Origin of the sequence: Ktedonobacter sp. SOSP1-85, assembly GCF_016587415.1 — a bacterium.
Lineage (GTDB): Bacteria > Chloroflexota > Ktedonobacteria > Ktedonobacterales > Ktedonobacteraceae > Ktedonobacter.
Genome location: NZ_BNJI01000001.1, coordinates 2,724,986 through 2,745,131 on the forward strand (window position 1 = coordinate 2,724,986; position 20,146 = coordinate 2,745,131).

17 protein-coding genes and 1 pseudogene are annotated in these 20,146 nt (G+C 52.0%); 8 read left to right on the top strand and 10 right to left on the bottom strand.

The features are described 5' to 3' along the window. Positions 1-358: 358 nt before the first annotated feature. Together KTE_RS11350 and KTE_RS11355 are read left to right on the top strand one after the other, a co-directional pair. Positions 359-1,168: a bifunctional 2-polyprenyl-6-hydroxyphenol methylase/3-demethylubiquinol 3-O-methyltransferase UbiG gene (locus tag KTE_RS11350; protein WP_201381076.1), complete on the top strand. Its 810-nt coding sequence runs from the start codon at positions 359-361 to the stop codon at positions 1,166-1,168. 119 nt (positions 1,169-1,287) lie between these two features. Beyond that, a complete protein-coding gene (locus KTE_RS11355; protein WP_201381078.1) occupies positions 1,288-1,803 on the top strand; it encodes a hypothetical protein in 516 nt (171 codons plus the stop codon). A gap of 51 nt (positions 1,804-1,854) precedes the next feature. Here the strand turns inward: KTE_RS11355 and KTE_RS11360 are convergent, their stop codons facing one another. The 3 genes from KTE_RS11360 to KTE_RS11370 form a co-directional block, all read right to left on the bottom strand. Beyond that, entirely contained in the window at positions 1,855-2,433 is a 579-nt protein-coding gene (locus KTE_RS11360; protein WP_201381080.1) for a general stress protein, read from the bottom strand. A gap of 237 nt (positions 2,434-2,670) precedes the next feature. Next, positions 2,671-3,336: a response regulator transcription factor gene (locus tag KTE_RS11365; RefSeq protein WP_201381082.1), complete on the bottom strand. Its 666-nt coding sequence runs from the start codon at positions 3,334-3,336 to the stop codon at positions 2,671-2,673. A gap of 173 nt (positions 3,337-3,509) precedes the next feature. Then, positions 3,510-4,415 carry a serine/threonine-protein kinase gene (locus KTE_RS11370; RefSeq protein WP_201381085.1) on the bottom strand — a complete coding sequence of 302 codons (906 nt, stop codon included), beginning with the start codon at positions 4,413-4,415 and terminating at the stop codon, positions 3,510-3,512. Positions 4,416-4,809: 394 nt separating this feature from the next. On the opposite strand from KTE_RS11370, the gene KTE_RS11375 reads away from it, so the two are divergent. After that, complete coding sequence (locus KTE_RS11375; RefSeq protein ID WP_201381088.1) at positions 4,810-5,856, top strand: ABC transporter ATP-binding protein; 1,047 nt, start codon at positions 4,810-4,812, stop codon at positions 5,854-5,856. A 2-nt stretch (positions 5,857-5,858) separates the two neighbouring features. Further along, on the top strand, positions 5,859-6,755 hold the full coding sequence (locus tag KTE_RS11380; RefSeq protein WP_201381090.1) for an ABC transporter permease: 897 nt from the start codon (positions 5,859-5,861) through the stop codon (positions 6,753-6,755). 189 nt (positions 6,756-6,944) lie between these two features. On the opposite strand, the pseudogene KTE_RS11385 reads toward KTE_RS11380, so the two are convergent. Beyond that, positions 6,945-7,166, bottom strand: a pseudogene (locus KTE_RS11385) (ISNCY family transposase); the annotation flags it as partial. Between the two features lie 879 nt (positions 7,167-8,045). Between KTE_RS11385 and KTE_RS11390 the strand changes: the two are divergent. Further along, on the top strand, positions 8,046-9,332 hold the full coding sequence (locus tag KTE_RS11390) for a glycosyltransferase family 4 protein (protein ID WP_201381092.1): 1,287 nt from the start codon (positions 8,046-8,048) through the stop codon (positions 9,330-9,332). Between the two features lie 240 nt (positions 9,333-9,572). Here the strand turns inward: KTE_RS11390 and glmS are convergent, their stop codons facing one another. The 5 genes from glmS to KTE_RS11415 all read right to left on the bottom strand — a co-directional run bounded on the left by glmS (position 9,573) and on the right by KTE_RS11415 (position 16,663). Further along, positions 9,573-11,444 carry a glutamine--fructose-6-phosphate transaminase (isomerizing) gene (gene glmS, locus KTE_RS11395; protein WP_201381094.1) on the bottom strand — a complete coding sequence of 624 codons (1,872 nt, stop codon included), beginning with the start codon at positions 11,442-11,444 and terminating at the stop codon, positions 9,573-9,575. Positions 11,445-12,173: 729 nt separating this feature from the next. Next, complete coding sequence (locus KTE_RS11400; protein ID WP_201381096.1) at positions 12,174-13,331, bottom strand: site-specific integrase; 1,158 nt, start codon at positions 13,329-13,331, stop codon at positions 12,174-12,176. Between the two features lie 62 nt (positions 13,332-13,393). Next, a complete protein-coding gene (locus KTE_RS11405; RefSeq protein ID WP_007908471.1) occupies positions 13,394-13,639 on the bottom strand; it encodes an AlpA family transcriptional regulator in 246 nt (81 codons plus the stop codon). 193 nt (positions 13,640-13,832) lie between these two features. Continuing rightward, complete coding sequence (locus KTE_RS11410) at positions 13,833-14,783, bottom strand: hypothetical protein (RefSeq protein ID WP_201381099.1); 951 nt, start codon at positions 14,781-14,783, stop codon at positions 13,833-13,835. Positions 14,784-15,043: 260 nt separating this feature from the next. Then, positions 15,044-16,663: a hypothetical protein gene (locus KTE_RS11415; protein ID WP_201381101.1), complete on the bottom strand. Its 1,620-nt coding sequence runs from the start codon at positions 16,661-16,663 to the stop codon at positions 15,044-15,046. Positions 16,664-17,279: 616 nt separating this feature from the next. On the opposite strand from KTE_RS11415, the gene KTE_RS11420 reads away from it, so the two are divergent. The 3 genes from KTE_RS11420 (at position 17,280) to KTE_RS11430 (ending at position 19,804) form a co-directional block, all read left to right on the top strand. Next, positions 17,280-17,834 (top strand): hypothetical protein, encoded by a 555-nt coding sequence (locus KTE_RS11420; RefSeq protein ID WP_236600365.1) that lies wholly within the window; start codon positions 17,280-17,282, stop codon positions 17,832-17,834. Positions 17,835-18,029: 195 nt separating this feature from the next. Beyond that, the gene (locus KTE_RS11425; RefSeq protein ID WP_236600367.1) at positions 18,030-18,725 is read left to right on the top strand and encodes a hypothetical protein; all 696 of its coding nucleotides are present in this window, start codon (positions 18,030-18,032) and stop codon (positions 18,723-18,725) included. 530 nt (positions 18,726-19,255) lie between these two features. After that, positions 19,256-19,804: a hypothetical protein gene (locus KTE_RS11430; RefSeq protein WP_236600655.1), complete on the top strand. Its 549-nt coding sequence runs from the start codon at positions 19,256-19,258 to the stop codon at positions 19,802-19,804. A 109-nt stretch (positions 19,805-19,913) separates the two neighbouring features. Here KTE_RS11430 and KTE_RS11435 read toward each other — a convergent pair whose 3' ends face one another. Beyond that, positions 19,914-20,126, bottom strand: a complete 213-nt coding sequence (locus KTE_RS11435) for a hypothetical protein (RefSeq protein WP_201381107.1) — start codon at positions 20,124-20,126, stop codon at positions 19,914-19,916. Positions 20,127-20,146 lie beyond the last annotated feature (20 nt).

Here is a 20,146-nt window from a genome sequence, read left to right on the forward strand (position 1 = left end):
CGCCTACCCTTCCAATTCTACACAATCCGCGGCGAAACACAAAATAGTCATCGTCCTATGCCCCGAGGACACAAAAATTGGAACTAGTGTACGTGTCTTATTATAGCAAAAACTGATCTCATGTACACTCTTTCCTCATCCCTCTTTCAAGGCCTTTATAAAAGTCACCCCTTCCCTTGCTTTGATTAGTAAACTGCATGTGGATGTTTTTGGCGAGATGTCTCGCGCCTGCGGCACGCACCATCCACATATAGGGTCCATTTAGCTCTCGCTTGCCTGGTAAATGCAGAATATGATACAACGATAACAGGCTTGCCAGCGGGCGCCTTTAAACCCAAATAGAAACGGATGCACATATATGACGCTAGATGAACAGCAAGCACGGGAAAAAGCCCAGCATCTCTATGATACCTATACCAGCCGGGGCGATGTGCTGAATTATTTCTCAACGCTCTATCAGCAAGCCCAGGGGGACGCCTCAGCCATTCCCTGGGCGGACCAGCAAGTAAATACGCACTTCAAGGACTGGGCCGAACGCCAGCAACTCCAGGGAAACAACAGGCGAGCGCTCGTCGTTGGTTGTGGCCTGGGCGATGACGCCGAGTACCTAGCGAGCCTGGGCTTTCAGGTCACCGCCTTCGATATCGCGCCAGAGGCTATTGAATGGAGCAAACGGCGCTTCCCCGAGACCCAGGTCCACTACGAGGCAGCAAACCTCTTCGCCCTACCGCAAGCATGGCAGCAAACCTTCGACTTCATTCTAGAGATATATACTATCCAGACCCTTCCTTACGAATTGAGGTCCCGCGCCATGGAATGCATCAGCCTCTGCCTGGCTCCCGGTGGCGACCTGCTCGTGATCTGCCGTGGCACAGAGAGCGAGGAACGCGACGGTAAAATCCCCTCTCCCCTGAGCCGACAAAGCCTCTCAGTCTTCCAGTCCTGCGGCCTGCAAGAGGTCGCCTTCGACGACTTTTACGACCAGGAAGAGCCCCCAGGCGTCGCTTCCGCATCCACTATCACCTATCCAACCATTCCTGAAAACCCATTTCCGACCTCGGCAAGGTCCAATCCACTGAGTCTCGCAAATCATCAATGGGTTCTAGTGTTGGTGGCGGGCTGGCAGAGCCAGCCCGCCACCAACACTAGAACCTGGCGAGCCACGTAGTGGCGAGAAGTCTACGCTTTCACCATAGATAAAAAGCTATATGCTCACCTAAAACCTCTATAGAGATAAAACGTATAAGAGAATAGAATGTGCTCTCTATCTTTTCAAGGAGAACGTGCATGCAAATGCAGGAGCCAGAACAACACTCCTATCAAGAAGGCTACGAAGCCTCTTTATGGGCTGAAGAGGGGCGAAACCAATACCAATATGACGGACCAAAGGATATGTCGCCACCAGAGGCTCAGGGTGAACAGATGCAAGCAGCCTACCAGCAACAAAAGATCTATCCCATCAATCGCAAAAAGCTGGTCAGAGCTATCATTGGCATCATTCTCACGAGTATAGGCATGAGCCTCTTTATCAATGGTATCGTTTTCTCTTTGATTGGGATTGAATACAATGCTCACAATATAACGTTGTTGACTTGGAGCATCCTGGGCCTGGTAGGCTCTATCCTGTTCCTGGTCGTCGACCTGGTCTTTTTTGTCATATCCATTGTGACCGTCTCGAAATTCAAAAAACAGCGACGCAACTACGGTCGCCCCATTCATGTCAACATTAGCATAGGAGAGAAACAAAATTCGTTCCGCTTCAACGTCAACTCGCCAGGTGAGCAACTATTTGAGCGAGACTAAAACGCCCCAGAAGAGAACAGGATACTGCTCTCTTCTGGGGCGTTCTTCATGCTAGGACTGGGCTTCAGGCGGTTTATTCTCACTGGTGTTCAGAGGGCCGGAGACTCCATGTGGACGGATGGGCGGCGTCGTATTGATCACACCTGTTTTTGTCGCGGCATCATAGGACCCATTAGCACGCATAATCGCTAACGCATCGTCATAGCTGGCCTCACCGGCCGTCTTGACCGTGACAACAGTGTGGCCTGCTGCGATTTCTTGCTGGTAGAAGCGTGCGTCCTTCTCGGGAATACCAATACGTACAAACGAGCCAATTAGGCCACCGGCCGCTGCGCCCAGCGCGGCACCACCCAGGGTTGCCACCAGGACACCACCCGCGATGGCTGGACCAATCCCTGGAATCAACAATGTCGCCACGGCCCCCAGTACGCCACCTAACACACCACCCTCCACCATACCGGTAGCTGTATTGACAGCGGTCGCCTCTGAAAGCCCCTCCAGGCGAGCATGCGCCAGATAGCCAATCTCATCATCGGTAAAGCCCGCGTGCCGCAGCGCTTCAATAGCGTTCCTCGCCTGCTCTTTATCCGCGAAAACACCGACAGCGATTGTCTTCTGCACCATTGTCATAGCCAGACCTCCTTTCATAACAAGAGAGGTGGTTGGTCAGCGAAATTGAATGCATTCTTGCCAGTTAACTCGAATTAACTCAGAGCACGTTCTCAGCCTTATTTACTTCCACAAAAAAGACCTGTGTGTCACTTGCATGATACACGGGAGAAGGGAAAAACGAGTTTCAGCGACTCATCCCATCATATATAGACATGTGCGTTGAGTTGCGTCGTTCCCCATAGCTCCCCGAACCACTCACCTGGCCTGGCTCGACTGTAGGCTCTGCTCCTGTTCATCAACGGGAACGAGGTTCAGGCGGGTCGCGTAGAGCGCGGCCTGGGTTCGGCTCTGCACCCCGAGCTTTGAGAGAATATGACGTACATGCGTCTTAACCGTATCCTCGACGATATGCAGATGACGCGCGATATCCTTATTCGAGCGTCCCTGGGCAAGTAAGCGCAGTACATCAGCCTCACGCTCCGTCAGGTTCTCGGGCAGGTTGGGTTCACGTACCTCGTGCAGGAGAAAGATAGAGGCTTGAGGGGCAAAGTGCACGTTACCCTGCACCACCTCTTTAATGGCGTGGCAAAGCTCCTCAGCCAGAGCATCCTTCAACAAGTATCCTACAGCGCCCGCCTTGACGGCATGGATGACCGTTGAGCGCTCGACATGATTGCTCAAAATAATCACGCGGGACTCAGGACAGCAGTCGCGCAGCGAGGCCGTGGCGGAGATACCATCCAGTACAGGCATCATCACATCCATAAGCACCACCGCGGGACGCAGGCTTTGCACGAGTTGCACACCAGAGGCGCCATCGGAAGCCTCTCCCACAACCGTAATCTCGGGATCCTCTGTTAGAAACTGGCGCAATCCCTCGCGCACCATACCATGGTCATCCACAATTACCACGCTAATCATAGGGGTCATCTCCTACCTTAGTGCAAAACCACTTGACATAAAGGCGCCGTCACTACTCCTCTTTTATTCTACCAAGCGCTCGTAAATCCGCTTCATTGGAGTATATGCTAGTGTGGGGGAACGCTCGCGGACCGTTCCTCCACACTAGCATATATTTGTGCGTAGTTCACAGGTTAAGAGGTGTGCTTTGCATTAAGAAGGGAGCGCGCCCACTTGAGCGGTCCCCTGGACAGAGTGGGACGCGAGTGGACGGCTTGCTGGAGGGCCTTCATAAAGGCTGCGATATCGGGGAAGCGCCGGGCGGGTTCTTTGGCCAGTGCGCGCATCACCACGCGCTCGATAGCTATAGGAACCTCTGGCATCAACACGCGAATAGGTTCTGGTAGTATATAGAGATGCTGATGGCAGACCTGGGTGGTGCTACCGGAAAAAGGGAAATGGCCACAGAGCCAGGTGTAGAGCATAATTCCTAGCGCGTATTGATCGCTGGCGGGTTCAGGACGACCATGAATCTGCTCTGGCGCGGCGTAGAGCGCCGTTCCATTCGAAACATCAGCAGCCTCCTGATAGTGTTTAAGCACGGAGGTCGCGATACCAAAATCGCAGAGCCAGACCTCCTCTTGTGGCCCAAGCAACACATTCTGCGGCTTGACATCGCAGTGCAGCACACCATTATCATGCATATATTGCAGCGCCGCGCCAAGTTGCAGCACATAGGGAAGCACCACGTCCAGGGCAACCTGGCTCTGTTGGGGGAAACGGTCCTGCAAAGTCCCATGTGGTGCATACTCCATGACCAGGAAAGGAATCCGCTCCTCAACGCCAAAATCGAGCACACGTACGATATGCGGATGACGCAAACGCGCCTGTACGGTAGCCTCTGCCAGGAAGCGCTGAGTATCTCTCCCCGTGGCAAACCAGGTATTGAGCACCTTTACCGCTCCCGGCGTGTGCAAATATTGATGTTCTCCCAGGTAAATCGTCGCGTATCCACCACGCCTGAGCGGACGCAATAGATGATAGCTCCCCAACTGCTCAAGCGTACCCGGTTCAGGAAAATACTGGTTTTGTGTTGACATTGCTGGCATCCAGACACTATCGCTACACTCATAGAACCCTCACCCCCTCAACATGAAAACCTGCCTCATTTCAAGTGTATAGATGTCCTCAACTCGGTGTCATCAACCAAAAGAGTTAAATTCCAGGACATCGACGAGAGATAGAAACATCTACCGTTATAAATAAGTAGAAAATGTGTTAGAGTAGCCGCGTACGCCAGTAGTGCTGCGCACTACTGGCGTACGCGGCTACTCTAACACATTACAAACCCAAGCGAGCGCCGCAGGCGCGAGGCATGATGACACAAAGAGATACTAGGACTAGTGGGGTAAGAAGAAGGTCAGAAACAGCACAACACTAGACTAGAACGCAATCATACTGTAGGCTGAGAATAAAAAGATAGGAACCTTACTCATGCAGCAAGAACCGATCTTACGCACAGAGCATTTAACGAAGCGCTTCGGGAAGCGTACCGCCGTGGATAACCTGGCGTTAGAAGTGTTCCGAGGCGACGTCTTTGGTTTGCTAGGTCCCAACGGTTCAGGAAAAACCACCACGATCCGCATGATACTCGGTTTGATCCAACCAAACCAGGGCTCTATCATGCTCATGGGCAAGCAGTCAGAGGATAAGCGTGGCTACCTTGATGCCCTCCGCCGCACGGGCGCGATTGTCGAGCAACCCACATTCTATCCCTTCCTCTCCGGGCGCGAAAACCTGCGCGGCATGGCGACCTTTGCGGGTCTGGCCAATGATCAGGCAACGCACGCTCGCATAGAGGAGGTTCTAGAGCAGGTGGGCCTGGCAGAGCGCGCTAACGATAGCTATAAGAAATACTCCCTGGGCATGAAACAGCGCCTGGGCATTGCCGCGGCCCTCCTCAGCCAGCCCGAACTGATTATTCTCGATGAACCAACCAATGGCCTGGACCCGGCGGGCGTCGTCGAGATTCGCCGCTTTATCGGGCAACTGGCGCAGCAGGGCATCACGGTCATCGTCTCCAGCCATATCTTGCACGAAATTCAACAAGTATGCTCGCGTGTGGCCATTATTAAGTTCGGCAAGCTCCTGGTCCAGGGCAACGTCAATGAACTCCTGGCGGAACGCGAAGGCATCAGCCTGAGCTTTAAATACCCCGAGCAGGCCAGCAAAGCGGAACAGGCCCTCAAGGAAGTTCAGGCCCAGATTCCCTGGATGAAGAGCGTTACCCATACCCAGGCCGAACCGGGCTCCTGGGCAAGCGTAGGCAGTCCGCTTCTTCAGGTTGAGGCCCCCATCGACTACGCCATGGAGGTCAACGCGCTCCTGGGCGAGCGTGGTATCTATGCCGCCGAGATTCGCCGCCAGGAAGCCAGCCTGGAGAAATTCTTCCTGGAACTGACCGGGGAGGACGCGGACTTTAATGAAACTTCGGAGCCAGCCCAGCCCCAACTTTCTACTGGCCAAGGGAGGAGCATCTAATTATGAAAGCAGAATCACTGGTTACAAGCATACAGGTAGCCCCTAGAGGTGGCTGGCTCGCCCAGGTAGCGCGCATGATCGGCTGGAACCTCTACCAGATGCGGCGCCGCGCCATGAGCAAATGGCTGAGTATTATCTTTGCTCTGCCCCTGATCGTCATGGTTGGCATCTTCCTGGCAACCGGCAAACACGATTTACTGGCTTACCCAACCCTATTTCGCCTCTTCGGCTCAGTGCTTAGCTCACTGGGACCGCTCCTGCTGCCAATTCTAGCCGCGACGCTTATCGGTAGCGAATATACCTATGGCATCCAGCGCCAACTACTGGGGCGTGGCATGAGCCGCCTCCAGGTCTACACTGGGCAACTGGCAGCCCTGGCCGTCGTGACCCTGCTGGGAACGGCGATTACCCTCCTACTGGGTATCATCCTCTCGCTGCTCTTTGGCAACATCTTTGGCGTGCAAATGGCGCTCCCCACTGGCGGAGCCTGGCTTGGCCTGCTTACCTACTGGCTGGGGCACTCCCTCAACATCTACTTCTTTGTGACTATCGCTGTTTTCGTCTCGACATTGGGGCGCAACCCCATCGCAGGCACAGCCGTCGCCCTGGGCTATCAGATCTTTGAGACCCTGGTGCGCAGCATTCTCGTCGTCCTGGTCAGCCTCTTCGACCAGAATACCGCCAAGAATCTCCTTCACTTCCAGGAGTGGCTCCCCGGCGTGGTCGCCCAGACTATGCTGAGTGGTCCGTCTGGACAGCTCTTCCAGGAGCCGACCAATTCTACCAATAATCCCGACGTTATGAGTCCTACCACGGCGCTCATCATCCTGATAGTCTACCTACTCATCCTCATCGTCGGTGGCTACCTCCTCTACAGCCGCCGCGACATGACTGAATAGGTCAGGCTCGTTATGTTGGGTAGGGGGGATAGTTTATAAGAAAAATCTCAAGCAATAAAATTGTGGACTGGATCGCTTTTGTTAAAGCGATCCAGTCCACAATTTTAGCATTTTGTATACGCTCAGTGTAGAAGCAAAATAAAGTCATTCTCAAAACGGGTACCTTTCACGCTCGAATACATGAGATTAATGTAAATTTAAGAGCATGCACAGGATCACTTCCACCGGCGTCGAATGCCGTCCATGTACCAGCGTGAAGCGATGCCGCTTCCCCAGATCGGCACGCACCTGCTGGTACAATGCCTCATCCTCCAGCAGCCGATCCAGCTCCTTGAACACTGGATCGGTTTGGGCAGCCACTTCGGGCACGCGCGCAAACACGTCTTCTGGCTGATAGCGGTCAACAAGCATACGCTCTTCCTCCTCCTTTCTCTCCTTCCCCCACGAATGCCCCCCCTCCTCCGCTTCTCAAGCTGTTAAAGAAGCCCATTTTGCAGGAGATATTAGTACTACCCCTTGATTCTGTTAAGAGGCCATGCTAGACTAGCGTTATCAGCAGATGCGGCTGCAATGGTCTACTACGCTGTAGGCAGATTACGTTTCATTTCATGTTTATTAAAGGATAAGCGCGATCATGCCTATGTGCTCTCTGGAAGGAGTTGTTGCTGCATGCCAATATCCTCAAAAGGTCTGGCCGGAACCTGCCATAAAAACCTTATCAACTCATGGCCGCCAAAGGATCGGCCCCATTCATCACTCCCTCAACTCGTGCATTCGTAATTGCACACATGAACCCGGCATTTGTTGTTTGTCGCAATTCTCTTCGCATTTTGAGCCATAAATTTTCGTGTACCTGAGTAGTTAAGAGGCAAAAGAAGCGCACTTTTGACGCACTCTGACGCAATTCTTTTCCTAACAACAAACTGATTGTTTTCTGGATGCTTGGATCGCTCCAAACGGCCTTTTCGTATCGACGCGAAAAGTTCTGGGTCAGAAACGGCGCAGTTTGATATCACTTGATGAGCGCCTTCATAGCACCGCAAGAACGGTTATGCGTCAGAAAACTGTGTGCTTTCTTTTGCCCGGCCGCAGGTCAATTCGAGAAAGATGGTCAAATGCTGCATGGAAAATTTATGCGTCGGAAAAACGAACCGAATTAAGTCAAACAACAGCATTTATACTCAGACGCGTAATCCTTAACTGGTACAAGCAGTTCCACTCATCTACAAAAACCTGACGAACATCCCCAAATGCACACCAAGATGCACTCATACCCTATCAGGAGGCTGTATGCTCAACGAGATGAAAGTCTGTACCATCAGCAAATACCCGCCCTACATGTCCGGTCACTCCTTCGAGGCCCTCTACCAGGGAAAGGCTCTTCTCGAAATGACCGGCGAAAAACATTACGAAGTGACCTACGACCAGTCCTTGTACGAAAAGAACACCAACTACAACAATTCGCCCGAACTAATGTCTGAAGCCGAACAATATGTACACGTCTATCGCGTCCTGCCCGATTACCGCGGCAACGTCAAAGTTCTGGATGGCGCGCTCATCAAAGCCTTCATCGGCCAGGTCATCAATCTCATCAGCGAGAAACAGATCAACGTGCTCTCTACCTTTTACCTTGATCCGCATGCCTACATTGCTAATCAGGTCAAAGCCTATGCCCAGACTGTGCTGGATCGGAAAATTATCACGATTCATAAGGCTGTCGGTTCGGATGTGCTCAACTCCATCGCTAACCATCGCACAGATGGCGAGGGCAAATTTCTGCTCCTCCAACTCCTCAGCGGTGACATCATGCTGGCTGTGTCACAATTTACCAAAGAGAAGATTGTGGAATACGCGCAGGACATCCTGCCTGTACGCCTCTCTGAAAGAATTGCCACCGAAATGAGAGTGTTATATGCTCCTTTCAATAACACCTACTTTATGGAGCGCGATGAAGAGCAGCTTGAGGCCTTCAAAAAGAAGTTCAAACTTCCAGAGAGGACAACCATTATCTCTTACTTCGGCCGACTTTTCCCGGAAAAAGGCGTCGAAGATTTACTGGCCGCCTTCCGGCTCATCAAGTACAATCACCCAGAGACTGTCTTAGTCATTGGTGGGCAGGGTATCTCTTCCGACAGTCTGAAACGCTACGTCGAATTGCACGCTCTCCCCGACGTCATCTTTACCGGCATGATTAGCAATAGTGAGAAGCGTGCTTTGATGCAACTCTCTTCCGTTGGTGTGATTCCCACTAAACCCATACTGAACTTTGTCGAAACCCTTTGTGTCAGTGCCCTGGAATATCAGGCTGCTGGCGTCCCTCTGGTCACTACGTGTGTCGGCGGAGTGACCGAGGCAGCCGGGGAGCACAGCCTCTACGCAAAACACAGCTCACCCGATGATCTGGCCGAAAAAATTGCCCTGGTGCTTGACCAAAAGGTTGATTGCCAGGCCATGATCGATAGCGGCATCAAGCACGTCAAGCAGTTCAACTATTACAACATTACAAAAATGTTTATGAACTACCTGGAGGAGTACGCAGCCAGAGACAACCTACCCAGGGTTATGCAAACCACGTAGGTGTATGCTTGAGCGATGCGGGAGTTACGCTGTACCACTAGGCCGTGTTTGCAAACTCATAACCAAAGCAGACTGGACAGATCTGGTCTAATTTAGAAAAGCAAGCGCTATAGTGCTTGCTAGCGCTTGCTTTTCTAGTAAATCTCTTTGAAGGACAATTTAATTGTTCACAAGACAGTTTAATTGTTTATAAAACAACTTAATTGTTCCTGTACAACTCAGCTTTTACGCAAAGCTCGCCTACTCTACAGTCACGGATTTAGCCAGGTTGCGGGGCTGGTCGACGTTGCAGCCGCGGGCGACGGCGACGTGGTAGGCGAAGAGCTGGAGTGGGATGCTCGCCAGCAGAGGGCTGAAGATCTCCAGAGTCGCGGGGACGTAGAGGACGTCGTGGGCATGCCGCTTGATCTTCTCGTCGCCTTCGGTAGCGACGACGATGACGCGGGCGTCACGCGCGCGCACCTCCTGGATGTTGCTCACGACCTTGTCGTAGACGTGGGAGGTGGTGGCGACGGCGACCAGTGGTGTCTCGGGATCAAGCAGGGCAATGGAGCCGTGCTTGAGTTCGCCCGCCGGGAAGCCCTCGGCATGGATATATGAAATCTCTTTGAGCTTGAGCGCGCCCTCCAGGGCCGTGGGAAAACCAACGCCTCGCCCGATAAACATCATGCTGCGCGCCTGGGCCATCTCTTGCGCGAGCGGCGCGATGACGTCATCGGAGCTATTAGCGTGCTCCAGGATGCTCTGGATTTGCTCGGGCAGGCGCTCAAACGCGCTCAAAATTTCGCGCATCTGCTCAGGCTGAATATACCCGCTGAGCTGGCCCAGGTAGAGGCCAAGCTGGTAGAGCACGGCCACCGAGTTGATGAAGGACTTGGTGGCGACGACGCAGATCTCGGGACCCGCGTGCAAGTAGAGCACGGCATCAGAGAGACGCGTGATGGCGCTGGCGACAACGTTGGTAATGGCGATCACGGTCGCGCCATGCTCACGCGCCTGGCGAATACCGACAATAGTATCCAGCGTCTCGCCCGACTGTGTGACGGCAATACAGAGTGTGTTGGGTCCAACAATGGGTTCACAGTAGCGGAACTCGGAGGCGGTAATGGCCTCAACCGGGATGCGCGTCCACTTTTCGATGGCGTACTTGGCCAGCAGGCCCGCGTGATAGGAAGAGCCGCAGGCCACCACGATGATGCGACGCAGGTTCTCCAGGGCGCCAGAGGCACGCAGAGGCTCCAGTTCGGGCAGGCGCAGCTCACCTTCATGCACACGACCCAGGAGGGCGCGGTGCAGGGACTCAGGCTGCTCGTTGATCTCCTTGATGGCGAAGTGCGGATAGCCACCCTTCTCAGCCGCCTCAATATCCCATTCGACGGTGAGTGGCTTGCGCAGTACAACACTGCCCGCCTGGTCAGTGATGGTGACGCAGTGGGGGCGCAGCTCGGCGACCTCGCCCTCTTCCAGCACAATGATGTTGCGTGTATGCTTGAGCAGGGCGGGAATGTCGGAAGCGAGGAAATTCTCGTTTTCGCCCAGGCCAACGATGAGGGGACCACCATTGTGGCGCGCACCTACCAGCAGGTCGGGCTGCTCGCGGCTGACCACAGCGATGGCATAGGTCCCTTCGACACGCTTGAGCGCGAGGCGCACGGCCTGGACCAGGTCGTGGTTGGCCTCGCCGAGGTAAGCCTGCTCTACCAGGTGAACCAATACTTCGGTATCGGTCTCGGATTGGAAAGTATGACCGCTGGCACTGAGCTCCTGGCACAGGTCGGCATAGTTTTCGATGATGCCGTTGTGGACGAGCGAGAGTGTGCCAGAGCAATCTGTATGGGGATGAGCATTACTATCATTAGGGCGTCCATGGGTGGCCCAGCGCGTATGGCCAATGCCAAGCGTGCCCTCACCTGGGCGCGAACCGTTGGAGACGGATGCTACTAGGTTGGCGATCTTGCCAACACGGCGATGCAGTTCAAGTTTACCTGCCGTGGTAAGAACAGCGATACCGGCGGAATCGTAACCGCGATATTCGAGTTTACTGAGTCCTTCAAGCAATATAGTCGTAACATCGGTGCTCTCAGGCCCGACGTAGCCAATGATACCACACATGGAGGAAGGTATCCTTTCTTCATGTCGCAGAGCACGTGGGGTCATAGGAATGCGCGACCAGGGGGGAAGAAGGGCATAATTTCCCTTCACTTCTCCTGCATAGCTGGAAAAAGCGCACAAAACCCCGGGCCAGGAGCAGTAAATTTCTAAGAATCTCTAAAAATTTCTAAAAAAGGACTCCTGGCAATGTACTCTTGCTTGCTCACTGTGAGTATATTGTCCCCGGCGTTACCACCTGGTTTTGTCGACCCACTTCTCAGGGCTGTGATCGGCCCTGGAGGCTCCCCGCTGATGCTCCGAACAGCCTCCTCCTCGTCAACCAGGCCTCCTCCTCAAGCCTGGTCCATGCGCTACTCAATCCAGTCCAATAATCATATTTTTCCGTAAGCCTATGCACGACTTATCTACCTACATAAACGAAGAAGAGAATCAAAAGTCGCACATGTACCTGCTTGCGTAAGCGATATTGGATATTTGGAAGCTTACGCACCTTTAACAGAGCTTACGTGTCTCTATGTTGAGTATAACATAGGGCAAGTAACCGCTGATACTTATGCCCTATCTATAGGACGTTTTTGGGATAGAAATAGTAGACATTAGGCAGAACTTGAAAAAACCAGAGAGGAGGAGTAATGTATCTACAAGAGAATTTAGACAAAGTCTCTCAGCCAGCATCAAAAGCCCCTTCACTTTCCACTTAGCCACCCAAGACAGCCAAATTGACAGCCATTAGGGTTCATCACCCTCTTTTTCCTCACTAAAAATGGTATCCATGATGCCTGCCACTTCTTTTCTCATCGACGGCATTACATGAGAATAGATATTCATAGTCATGGCAATAGAGGAATGCCCTAAAAGCTCCTGCACTACTTTGGGGTGTACTCCTTTCGCAAGCAGAATGGTTGCAGCACTATGGCGCAAATCGTGAAAGCGCATCTTTGGTAGGCCTGCTTGCGCTACAATTTGATGAAACTCCTTAAGGGTCTGAGGGCTATGCATGTAGCTTCTCAGCTTACTGAGAAATACAAGCACTTTCGGGTTCCATTCGCTTAAGGAAAGCCCCATCTCTTCAGCTTTCGCCTTTTGCTCGCTATAGTGCTGTTGTAAGGTTTGAATAACAGCTTCTGGAAGATGTATTGTTCTCTTACCAGCTCGTGTTTTAGGCTCTTTCTCAACGTAGCCCATAAAGGCAACATGGCTTACCGTATGTTTTATGAACAGCAGACGTGCATCAAAGTCAATATCACTCCACTTCAAAGCGGTGATCTCGCCACGTCTTAGCCCAGTAGTTACAGCCAGCAAGATCATCCCTTCTAATCGGTGTCCTCTGGCAATCTCAAGTAAAACTTTCGCTTGTTCTTCTGTTAATGGCACTATCTCACGTTGAACACCTTTAGGGACGGTCACCTGACTTGCGACGTTTTTCGAAACCATCTCCCATTGAAGCGCGCTATTTAGTGAGCCTGAGAGAACTTCATGCATTAGTTTAATTGTTGGAGGTTTCGCACCATCCCTTATCTTCTTTGCATATAACTCTTGAATGTGACGAGACGTCAAGCTTCTAATTTTAAGGTGCCCTATTTCGGGAATAATGTGTTTCTTCATTGCTGATCGATAGTGCAAGTAGGTACTTGGAGCGCGATATAGAGGTTTGCACACTGTCTCTAACCATTCAGGGAGATAATCTTTCAGAAGCGGGTTAGGGCCAGTTGCCAGTGTACCCCGCTCTTTCTCATTCAGGGCCGCTCGTACTTTGTCCTGAACTTCCTTGCGTGTGCTACCGTAAAAGTACTTCTTCTCGCCTTTCTCTGTGCGAATATAGCCCGTCCAGCGTCCATCTTTGCGCTGATAGACGGAACCTTCGCCGTGGCCTCTTCGTTTGGGCATAACCTTTATCCCTTTCTCAAAAAGAAAAGGCTGGCATCCTGAGAGATGCCAGCCGCTAGAAGTTACGCTATCAAATCACGCTCGCTCTGTATCCGTCGCACTATCCAGGCTTGCAGCTCCGGCAGGTAGACGCGTACCGCTTTGCCAAATCGCAAGACAGGGAGTTCTTCTCTGGCTATGAGTTCGTAGACCTTTGTGCGCCCCATGCTCAGAACGACCGCGACGGTATCAACATCTATGAGCAAGGGTTGAAGCTGTATTGGTGGGTGGGGTGGCTCGTCTTGAGCCGTTAGCGTTCTTCGTTTCATTTCACCTCAGTCCTTTTATGGCTTGCTATATGCTCAAAAATTTTTCCTCGGATCAGTGGGTTTGAAATCTGCAAATCTGCGAACCGCTCTAGAGGCCGATTCACAAGAATGACAAATCTGCGCTAAATCTGCGAACCGCTCTAGAGGCCGATTCACAAAATTTTGAAATCTGCGAACCGCTCTACAAGCGGGTTTAGATGTTTTCTGCCTGTATGCGTTCCCAGAGTTCTTGATTGCTCAGGTGATAGTAGTACTTGAGGAAGTCAAAGAGCGAGCCTCCACGCTGCCAGGTGTAACAGTACCAGCAGTACCCGCCAGGGACGCCAGGCTCATACACCTTGAATGAGTCCTGGGTGTCTTCGCCTCCTGTGTGGTGATCTCCAAAGGGACATTTGCCCACACCCTTTTCATTCAAGGTGACATGGCGACTAATCAACTGGTAGTAGTCCTGGCTAGCGTTCCAGTCGCGTATCGGGGATGGGCCGCTGGTTCTGCCTGACCTGGAGGGGGAAAACGATGCTGTGTGTGTGTGCCTGGCCGTAGCCGCCGCTGGTCTCTTCACCTGGGGAACGTCCATGCGCTGGATAGAGGCGAGCCAGGCCACGCGCTGTTCTTCGGGTGCGGAAAGTGTGACCAGTCCGGCCGCGCCGCGCTCCACAAAAGGGTAGCGCTGTTTACTCTTGCGATGCACACCCAGGGGTAGGCGGATCAGCGAGCCGTAGCCCTTGCCCTCGTCCTGCTTGGGGTAAAACTCCATATCGGATGGGCAGAACGACAAGAGCCAGGCGCGAGCCTGGGACGCTGGCACAGGAGCGGCAAAGAACACCCAGAGATGACCGCCGCGCCGGGACTGCTCGACGTAGGAGATAATCCCCTGTGTCGCCAGCTGGTCTTGTATCTGCCAGAGTCGAGCCAGGCCATCTTCCATATCGGCATCAATGACTGCGAAGCGACAACGACCGTCTTGATCCATCACATAGGTGCCGCATGTGTGGCGGCCTATCAGGTGGTCAAAGACTTCCGATTTGGTGAGCGGCTTTCCCACGCGACGATAACGGCCGTTGCTCAACTGGATAGCATAGTCGTCTGACCTACCCACGAACAGGCGCTGGTAGGTCTCCATATAACTCGTGATTGCAAGCATGATTCTCTCTTTTCCTCTTGTATCTGGCTTGCAGATTTGCAGATTTGCAGATTTGGTTTCCCTCGATGTGGAGTGTGTATAGTACAGCAAAATACCCTCTCCTGGCGCTTCTCATGCCATGTGAGAGGGTAGTGATACCTCTTTTTTGCTCGCATTGTGTTATACGAATCTGCGAAATCTGCAAACCTGCGGAATTCCTCTTTTTTAGGGGGAAAAGAAAACGATGTGGGTTGTCACACACAAGCATCGTTTTCTTTCTCTCATAAATCGCGCGGTAGCGCGTTCCTTCTAACCCTCTCCCTCCAGCACACACTCTCAAACTCAGGCAAAGCCACCGACCAGTAGGCCGCGCCACTGCGTTTATCTGACTCACCTTTGACCAGGTGCAGGCCACTTTCATCAAACTGGGTGCCAACCCGGTAGGAAAGGGCCTTCCCCAGCCGCCGCCGAAAGTCGCCTTTCTGAATGTCCGTCAGGTCATCCGGCAAGGCGTTGTAGAGGCCGACCAGCGTACTATCGACCTCATCAAGGGTAGAGCCTGTCTTGATATCCTTGGCAAGCACCGACACCATAATCTGGTTGTGGTGGTAGTGAGCAAGCCAGGCATGAAGGAAGGCCGCCCACTGGAGGGCGTCTTCATCCTGCTCTTGTAGGGCCTGCGCATTGCCTAAGAAGTCGCTGACGGACCCATACTCAAGAATGCCGCCAATGGTGTTGACCCAGGCCTGGAAACTGCCCATCTTGATAGGCTCGCTCATAGATGGTTTCCCGGCATCGTACCAGGCCGTAACCAGAGTGAGCAGGGCCGCGATAATCTCCCCACGATGAGCAGGTATCCAGGCCTCTAGATCATGCTTAAAGCCGCCACGCGTCCAGGGCTTGGCGGTACGGGCGTCCATGCGTATCCAGTAGCAGCGTCGCGGCAAGTCGCCGCCCAGCTGGATATTGTTTCCTGTCGCCATCCAGGTTGCGCACTGGGCATAGACGCCGTTACGACTTTCACCCAGGATGCGTTCCTTGACGGTGTGAGACGTGAGCGCTGAATCCAGGCTAGCAGATTGCAGCCTGGCCTTGATATTGTCAATGGTGATAATGGTTGCACCCTCAGCCAGGGTGGAGGCAATCCGCTTGCGCCATTCGTTATCGTCATAGGGCGCTGTCATCATGGAGGCCTTACGCCCGGTCGCGATCAGGGCCACGGTTTCAGCTAAGAGGCTTTTTCCGGTGCCTGGTCGCGTGGCATCGATGAGGGCAAGCGGGACGTGTCCATCAATGGCGTGGCGGATCAGGGGTGTGAGCAAGAGCGCAACCGTGTTAGCATAACTGGCCTGATTCTCAAAGGGGAATTGCCCTATCACCTCGTCAATAAGCAGCAGCGCGTTCACAATGTCCTCATCCGTGGGATGCTCAGGAATGGGCGGGATATGCAGCCTGGACACGGGCGCGTAGTAGAGCCGTGTCCGCTCGTCATAGCCAGGGGTGGCAATAAGCGTCCCATCAGGGCGAATGACAGGGAATTCAATAATGCTGTCCAGGGGCGGGAACGGCCAATTCCCCAGGGTAAGAATATCCTTGACCATCGCGTCAGGTGGTGGGCAATGCATCGGGCCTTTGACCGTGACCTTGACAAAGTTCATGGTCCGTGCGAGCATACCCTTTAAGGTGGTTTCCGTGAGCGCTTCAATACAAGGGGTGTCGTCTTCCTTGCGTTGGATGCGTACCAGCTGGCCGTGTCGCACATAGATGGCCGTCTGTGTGCTGACTAGGTGAGCTATGGCATCCGCGGAGAGTTCGCGCCAGGGGCGGTTCGAGACGAGCACCCCTGGCAACCCATCTGCTTGAAGCATTTTCGCAAATGCCGCTGCAAGTTCTTCATCCAAGTGTTATTTCCTCCTCGGACTTTTCTTTCCCTACAAATGACAAAATCCTTCTAGCAGGTGCTAGAAGGATGGATAAAAAGAGAGGCGCGTGTTACTAGATCGCGCCCCCAAGTTCTTTCTCCTCACGCACAAAATGAAGTACACGAGATAGTAAATAGCCATAGTACACTGCTCGGCGTGGCTTCTGGCACACACGGTCGACAATATGCCTATGAGGTGTGCTGAAGAGTACACAGCCAATTCCACTTTGTTTGCAGATACACATGAATCAGTTTTTGAGGAAGTTATACTAGTAAGGGAACGGGTATGTCCCTGGTTAATCTGGTGCATACGTGTTTCTTGGAAAGAAAAGGAACGCTTTTTGACTGGGGCGAGGTAGGAGTGTAGAATGCTTCATTCTTTCATAAAAAAGGGTATGCTCCTCATTGGTGCAATCCTGGTAATATCACTGTTGCTTTTGTGGGGCAGGCCATCAACTACGTTCGCTGCTTCCAGGCAGACGACAGTCGCCACGAGCCCCAAAGAAACAATCTCTTCCTTGGCAAAAACACGCAATATAATAAAGGATGGCCATAGGTACCACCTCTCGAAGTTCCCAAATCGGATCAATTCTCAGGTGAACAATCAATACAAAGAGGGAAACGGCAACAATAGTAATAACAGTTACTACTTTGGAGTTGATCAAGGCAATAGCGGGAATTCGGGATATAATGCGGGCAACAACCAGGACAATGCCAGCAACAGTGGGAACCAGGTCAACAATCAGAAAAGTATTATTGGAACCCAGATCAATAGACAAGTGATCCGCCAAGGAAGCGGCAGCAACAATAATAACAGCTACTACTGGGGAGTTGACCAGGGCAACAGCGGGAATCAGGGATATAACGTGGGCAACAATCAGGACAACGCCAGCAACAGTGGGAACCAGGTCAACAATCAGGCAAACGCTATTGGAAAGCAATTGAATGCTGCGGGAAGCAAGGTGAACAATCAGGGGAACACGATTGGCTATCAGGAAAATCATAACACGTACAACTTGCTCCCCGACCTCCTTCATGCTCTGGGAAGCAAGGGGAATAATCAGGAAAACACCGTTGGGCATCAAGTCAATCATAACACGTACAACCTGCTCCCCAACCTGCCTCTTTTGGAACTGACCACACAGCGTTAGAAATGGGAAAAGCCTGTAGAGCGCCTGCTATGAGGGCTGCCAAAACGGTAAGGGAAAACGTGTCGCGTTCGTCAACGTAACGGGGTGTTATGACAGCCGATCGTCTATGTATCTGAACTGAAAAAACGAGATAGGAACGTTTTTCCTATCTCGTTTTTGGTGCGCGACTGAGAATGTGGCGTACGTTTACCCCCCATGTCGTTTGCAGGTGCAAATGGATCAGTTTTTGAGGAAGTTATACTGGTCATAGTGGAGAGTATCCTGGCGAACCCGGTGCGTACGTGTTTCTTGGAAAAGAAAAGGAAAGTTTATTGTCTGGCGCCAGGAAGGGAGGAGAGTGTGATGGTTTCTTCTTTCAAAAAAAAGTGCGTGATCCTCATTGGTACAAGCCTGATTATCTCGCTGTTGTTGTTAACAGGTATGCCACCAGCGGCGTTTGCCTCTTCCAAGCGGGCAACAGTCGCCATGAACCCCAAAGGGGCAACCGTTTCCTTAGCAAAGACAGGCAATGCAACAAAGAATGGCTATGGGTACACTCCCTCGTATTTCCCGAATGGGAACAATTACCAGGTGAACAAGCAGTACAAAAAGGGAAACAACTACGACAGTTATAACAGTTACTACTGGGGGAACCACCAGGGCAACCCTGGGAATTCGGGGTATAATGCGGGCTTCAACCGGGACAATGGCAGCAACAGCGGGAACCAGAAGAGCAGTATCAAGGACACGTTTAGAAACGAGATAAACAAACAAGTGATCGGTCCAGGAGGCGCTGACAATGGGAACAGCTATTACTGGGGAGTTGATCAGGGAAACACTGGGAATACGGGATATAACGTGGGCTACAATCAGAACGACTACAGCAACTATGGGAACCAGATAAACAATTAGAGAAATGCTATGAAGATGTCGTTTCACATTCCGGGGTAATTAGTAATTAGGGGAACACCATTGTAAAGGAGCCAGCCCTTATAGCACTTGCTATAAGGGCTGGCTCTATCTACACCAACATGTCAGCCAGGGCAAGTCCATGCTGAATGGGTGTGTCCTGTTTCGATTTCAATATCCGTTTCATACATCTCCTGCTGAATCATGTCGTGAAGTGCATAGCAATAGTGAGGCTCGATCTGCTAGGCTCGCATCTTCTGAAAGACCTCGATCCGTCGCCAAGAGAGGACGGGCCGCCATTCAGGCTTGGTGCGCCACTGAGAACCTGACGTAAGCTTTCCCCTACTTCGTTTGAAGATTCACCTACTTCGTTTGAAGATTCACCCACTTCGTTTGTAGATGCAAAGGAATCAGTTTTTGAGGAAGCTACACTGATCACTGAGAGAAATTATCCTAGCTACCCGGTGCATAAGTGTTTGTTGAAAACGAAAAGGAAAGATTTTCGTCTAGCTCCAGAAAGGGAGACCGGTGTGATGATTTCTTCTTGCCAAAAAAAGAGCGTGATCCTCATTGGTACATGCTTAGCAATCTCACTGTTGTTGTTAACAGGTATGCCATCAACGGCGTTTGCCTCTTCCAAGCAGACAACAGTCTCCATGAGCCCCAAAGGGGCAACCTCTTCCCAAGCGAAGTCAGGTAATGCAACAAAGAATGGCTATGGGTACACTCCCTCGAAGCCCTCGAATGGGAAAAATTCTCAGGTGAACACGCAATACAAAGAGGGAAACACCTACAACAGTAATAACAGTTCCTATGCAGGAATTAACCAGGGAAACAGCGGGAATCTGGGATATAACCGGGGCTTCAATCAGAACAACAGTAGCAACAGCGGGAACCAGATAAACAATACCAAGCGCACTTATGGAAACCAGGTGAACACACAAGTGACCCGCTCAAACAATTACAACAGTAATAACAGTTACTATTCAGGAACTAACCAGGGAAACAGCGGGAATCTGGGATATAACCGGGGCTTCAATCAGAACAACAGTAGCAACAGCGGGAACCAGATAAACAATTAGGGGAACGCTATTAAGATATCGTTTACCATTCTGGGTAGTCAGGGGAACACCGTTGTAAAGGAAAAGCCCTTATAGCAGGTGCTATAAGGGCTGGTTATACCAATGTTTCTTACTCATCTCGATAGCGTTTGTACTGAATGGTTGGGGTACGTGAGTCGCGATCATTCAAGATTGTGACCTCTCCATCCTCCTCCAGTTCTTCCCACTCTTCCGGGGTCGCGGTTAGCGGGATATTGCGTAGTGCCCGCTCGTCTTGCTGTCGCGGCTGAAAGGCGAGAAGAAGACATACAACAATCAGCGCAAGAATGACAAGAAGCATCATAGTGCTAGACCTCCCTTGCA

What these genes read in the sequence shown, in the direction of transcription:
- KTE_RS11370 (WP_201381085.1), bottom strand. Translation starts at nt 4,415, where the DNA reads ATGTCAACACAAAACCAGTATTTTCCTGAACCGGGTACGCTTGAGCAG.
- KTE_RS11360 (WP_201381080.1), bottom strand. Translation starts at nt 2,433, where the DNA reads ATGACAATGGTGCAGAAGACAATCGCTGTCGGTGTTTTCGCGGATAAA.
- KTE_RS11405 (WP_007908471.1), bottom strand. Translation starts at nt 13,639, where the DNA reads ATGAAACGAAGAACGCTAACGGCTCAAGACGAGCCACCCCACCCACCA.
- KTE_RS11425 (WP_236600367.1), top strand. Translation starts at nt 18,030, where the DNA reads ATGTCGTTTGCAGGTGCAAATGGATCAGTTTTTGAGGAAGTTATACTG.
- KTE_RS11430 (WP_236600655.1), top strand. Translation starts at nt 19,256, where the DNA reads ATGATTTCTTCTTGCCAAAAAAAGAGCGTGATCCTCATTGGTACATGC.
- KTE_RS11435 (WP_201381107.1), bottom strand. Translation starts at nt 20,126, where the DNA reads ATGATGCTTCTTGTCATTCTTGCGCTGATTGTTGTATGTCTTCTTCTC.
- KTE_RS11355 (WP_201381078.1), top strand. Translation starts at nt 1,288, where the DNA reads ATGCAAATGCAGGAGCCAGAACAACACTCCTATCAAGAAGGCTACGAA.
- KTE_RS11365 (WP_201381082.1), bottom strand. Translation starts at nt 3,336, where the DNA reads ATGATTAGCGTGGTAATTGTGGATGACCATGGTATGGTGCGCGAGGGA.
- KTE_RS11375 (WP_201381088.1), top strand. Translation starts at nt 4,810, where the DNA reads ATGCAGCAAGAACCGATCTTACGCACAGAGCATTTAACGAAGCGCTTC.
- KTE_RS11400 (WP_201381096.1), bottom strand. Translation starts at nt 13,331, where the DNA reads ATGCCCAAACGAAGAGGCCACGGCGAAGGTTCCGTCTATCAGCGCAAA.
- KTE_RS11380 (WP_201381090.1), top strand. Translation starts at nt 5,859, where the DNA reads ATGAAAGCAGAATCACTGGTTACAAGCATACAGGTAGCCCCTAGAGGT.
- glmS (WP_201381094.1), bottom strand. Translation starts at nt 11,444, where the DNA reads ATGTGTGGTATCATTGGCTACGTCGGGCCTGAGAGCACCGATGTTACG.
- KTE_RS11410 (WP_201381099.1), bottom strand. Translation starts at nt 14,783, where the DNA reads ATGCTTGCAATCACGAGTTATATGGAGACCTACCAGCGCCTGTTCGTG.
- KTE_RS11390 (WP_201381092.1), top strand. Translation starts at nt 8,046, where the DNA reads ATGCTCAACGAGATGAAAGTCTGTACCATCAGCAAATACCCGCCCTAC.
- KTE_RS11350 (WP_201381076.1), top strand. Translation starts at nt 359, where the DNA reads ATGACGCTAGATGAACAGCAAGCACGGGAAAAAGCCCAGCATCTCTAT.